This window comes from Desulfobacula sp., from assembly GCF_030611305.1.
In the GTDB taxonomy this organism is placed as follows: Bacteria; Desulfobacterota; Desulfobacteria; order Desulfobacterales; family Desulfobacteraceae; genus Desulfobacula.
In genome coordinates, this window is record NZ_JAUWQB010000148.1 from 1 (window position 1) to 4,492 (window position 4,492).

Below are 4,492 nucleotides of genomic sequence, written 5' to 3' on the forward strand. Positions count from 1 at the left end.
TTACCGCTGCGGGGATATATTGTTCAAAATAAGATTTACCACTCATGCGTATCAAATTGCCAAATGCACCAAGTATCTGCAGATTTCTTGTCAGGGAACAATACCTGAAGCAATAGCGGAACTGCTCCTCATTAATCTGAAGAAATTCTGCAAACCCCTTAATGCAGTAATCAACCAGTTGAGCCCGCAGTTGATAAGGCAAATCCACATATGGATCGATAAGCAGGGATGCAAGATCATACTGAACAGGGCCAATGCGTCCGCCCTGAAAATCTATAATATAAAACTTATTATCTTTAAACATAATATTTCTGGATTGCAGGTCCCTATGCATAAATCCATTAACTGGAAATTTAAGTGTTTTCTCGGCAAGTAATTCAAATTCATCTTTAAAATCTTCAAAGGAATAACCCATGCCAAGATAACCTCTTAAAAATGCATCAACAAAGTATCGGCATTCCTTTTCAAGTATAAGATCTTTGCTGTAATATGGAGTTTGATATGTCCATGATATATCAAAACCTTCTGTCCCTGAAGTTGACATCTTTATAAGAACATCAATAACTGTTTTATAATATAAAGCAACTTTCTCCGGGTCCTTAGTATTCAGGATTAATTTCTGAAGTTTTACATCGCCCAGATCTTCCAGAAATACCAGACCTGAAAAATTATCGTAAAGATGTATTTTAGGCACAGGTATTCCCCAGTCATAAAGATGGCGACCGATCGCTATAAATGAGTCCACCTCGGATATTGCGCTTTGTGCTCTGATGCCGTGATCAACCATAATAAGTTTCCGCAATGGGACCTCATATACCTTGCAGGGCAAATGCTCCTCTGCTGTTACCCTGTACCATCGCCTGCCTGATCCATCCCCTTTGATTCTATCGCGCCTTATGTTTTTAAAAGTAAAATCCGGCCACGCCTGTTTGAATGCCTCGGATGCTAATTTATCTATAACAGCTTCTCTGTAACTCTCAGGTGTTCCGATATCTTTCCAGTAATGTTTTTGTGCAATAAAAGCTTTCAGCCGTTGGCCTGAAAATATTAATTCTCCATATGCATCAATTATGCTGGAAAATAAACCAGCCGGTATAAAATCCAAAATTTTCGGATCAAGAACCTGTATCCCTGTAAAAGCAAGCTTTCTCTCATAACCGATGTTCTCATTGCTTTTCTCTTCATAAAAGCCTCTAATAAAGTCTTCCTTGCTGATTAATACATTGTTGAATTCTTTGTAATCATGGAAAACAAGGGTGGCGGTATATTTATGATTAAGATGAAAATCATAAACATCCCTAAGGTCTATATCTGTGAGAATATCGCTGTTTATAACCATAAATGGCTGATCATCCCAGAAATCCGCAACATTCTTTATAGCTCCTCCTGTACCGAGGAGCAGAGGTTCATAACGGGTAAAAACAGGGATGGAATATTTCCGGCCGGACAGGAAAGAATCTATCTTTTTATACAAGTGATGGGTATTAATAATTATGGCTTCGCAGCCCGCATTCTGCAGGCTACAAATAATGATATCCAGAAGAGGACGTCCTGCAACAGGGAATAAAGGCTTTGGTGTATTTGCAGTAAAAGGGCGAAGCCGCTTACCAATACCCGCGGCAAGTATCATTGCTTTCATCGTAATACCTTACTGACCACTACTGCATATTAAAAGATGAACGTCCAACATCGAACATTGAACGTCGAATCTTGAATAAGAAATTCTGCCAAATTTATAAACTGGCGGAGCAAAGCGATTTCATTATTCGATGTTCGATGTTGGACGTTCGATGTTCAATGTTCATCTTTTTCAGTCCCTCCGATCCCCTAATCCCTAATCCCCGATCCCCAACCCCTGCTATTGTGGCAGATAACTCATATATTTTTTTATAGCATCATCATAGAATTCAATTTTATCATGATCATCTGAACTTTTTACTCCATGAGAAATAAAATAATCTACAGCATTCTGAAAATTGATTTTGGAAAGAGCTTCTTTTCTTTCGATTTCCTTTCTTTTATACATTCGATTTCCTATTGACTGGACTTTTTTCAGGCGGTCGTTGGTATTAATAAATTCTTTTGGATACCGCGTGAAAAAGTTTAATACAATAAAATATGATTCAAAATAGGTTTTAAGAAAACTGGAAAAAAGTTTAAGCTTTCTATAACCTGCGGATGTAATGTTGTATGTATCAGGCAAGGTTGAATGAGGCATTAGAATGGCGTCATCAATAAATATTTTGATGTTTTTACGAACAAAATAATCCGGTGTCTTATCAACGTCATAAGAAAATTCATTTTTAAAAAATTCCTGGAGAAACGTATAGCCTGAAACAATATCGGATGTTGAGAATTGAAAAGCGTCTTTTTCCAGAATTGCCAAAGCTGTAAAAGCTGCCGGGATAAAAAAGGAAATACAATTATTCTTGTAATATTCTAAAACCGGTCTTTTGCTCTCATTAACTTTAAATATAACCTCAGAGGATTGGCTTTTCTTATCTTTCTTTGGAATTTTTTCTATAAATTTTCTATGAGTGTAGTGTTCCAGGGCTCTTTCGAAAGCTCTGGCCTGATCAAGCACAAGAGTATCAGCCATCTTGGCATTTTTTGAAAACAGGTGGGTCATATATATTTCCATTTCAGATATCAGATAATCATAAGTAAAACTTTTTTTGGGGCAGTTAAGAATAGCGCTCGCAACAAGAGCATATGGAGTTACAAGTGAGACATTATCTATTGCATTTATGATTCTATGTCCCAGATTACGGATAAAAACATTCTGCTCTTTTGACGACATATCCTGAATTTTAGAACCATATTCTGATAAAAGTTCCTTTAACGACATAGGTTCATGAAACTTAATGTAAATTCTTCCATATCTTTTCTTTAGCAGTCTTCCTGCCTTTATTACTTGAAGGAGGCTCTCGGTCTCTTTTTGACCTCCCTCAATTTCACTTAGATAAGCACTTTCCTCCAGCACCCTGTCATATCCAATAAATATTGGTACAAATATCATATCCTCACAGGATTCGTTTTTATAAGCATCTAAAAGCATGGAGAGTAATCCAAGTTTGGGCATTATTAACTTGCCGGTTCGGCTTCTGCCCCCTTCTATGAACATTTCAATATTGAAACCTTCCTCAAGAAGCTTGTTTATATATTCCGCAAAAACTTTTGAATAAAGTACAGCCCCCCTGAAAGTTCTTCTTATGAAAAAAGCACCGCCGCGTCTGAATAATGGCCCAAGGGGCCAGAAAGAAAGATTTTTTCCCGCAGCGATATGGGGACATGGCATATTATTATTAAGTAATATATACGATAAAATCAGATAATCTATATGGCTTTTATGGCAGGGGACCAGAATTAACGGCCCTTTTTTAGACATGTTTTTTACTCTGTTAAGCACATCATTATTGACCGTTACACCTTCAAACATGGTGTTTACAACCCATTTAACAACAACTGCGGCCATTCTTATTACAGCTATATTATATTTGGCGGCTATTTCGTCAAGATACCCCTCGGCCTCTTTACGTACTCTTTGGATTGGGATATCGCGCTTTTTTGAATGGTTGTACATAAATCTTTGAAGCCTGTTATTTGTCAGGATATTTTCTTTCAGTTCTTCTCTTGATTTGAGAATCGGCCCGACTATGCTTCTTCGATGTTGATTAATTTGAGCTAAAAGATAACGCCTTAATTGAAGCGACTGCTGTTCTATGCTCTGATAACGGTTTTCAGCGAGCTCTAAAAATTCTTTAAGATTAACCGGCTCTGATATTTCTACAAAAATATTGCCTGGATTTTTTAATAAAGTTATAATACGTCTTATTTTTCCCGGCCTTTCTTCGGTGCCGAACAGAATATCAATTATATTCGGAGTGGACCGGTGTGGTTTTGTGCTGAAAATCATTAATTGAGGAACAATAAAAATTTGGTTTTCTATTGATTTCTGAATTTCTATAAGATAGCGAATCGGATCTGCTTTTTCTTTTACAAATCTGCGATAGAAACCTTTTTTTTCAACCAGAGATAATAATCCCGAACGTCTCTTAATCAGCTCGTGTTTGATATATCCGCTTTTATAAGAGTTGGGCGGCCAGACTTTATTATGAAAAATATAATCAAGATATGCTAAAATAATCCTGAATATTCGTGATACCGGCTGCCAGATAACTACTCTGTAATCCAGCCCTATTTCGGGAACAGGCAGCCCTTCCTGTCTATATCGTGTGTGATAAAATAAATATTTAAAATAACTTTTATGTTTGGTAGCATAAATGATTATACTTTCTTTTGGAATCTTCCGGATAACTGAGGTCTGCTCCTTATCAAGCTTTACTCCGGAAAAAAAGATCTTCAAAATCCATGATGAAAAAAAGCCTATATTAACCGGAAGATAGCAAAGAAAGTGATTATATGTGCCTTTAAGAAAGTTGTCGATCCAACCCCTTAATTTCTGTTTTATTAATCTTGTCATAATATTAGT

2 protein-coding genes are annotated in these 4,492 nt (G+C 36.6%); both read right to left on the reverse strand.

Annotation, left to right across the window (positions count from 1 at the left end):
* On the reverse strand, positions 1 to 1,639 hold a 1,639-nt coding region (locus QAI40_RS16835), incomplete at its 3' end, for a sugar phosphate nucleotidyltransferase (RefSeq protein ID WP_304511897.1).
* Between the two features lie 219 nt (positions 1,640 to 1,858).
* Positions 1,859 to 4,492: 1-acyl-sn-glycerol-3-phosphate acyltransferase (locus QAI40_RS16840; RefSeq protein ID WP_304511898.1), on the reverse strand; the 2,634-nt coding region annotated here is incomplete at its 5' end.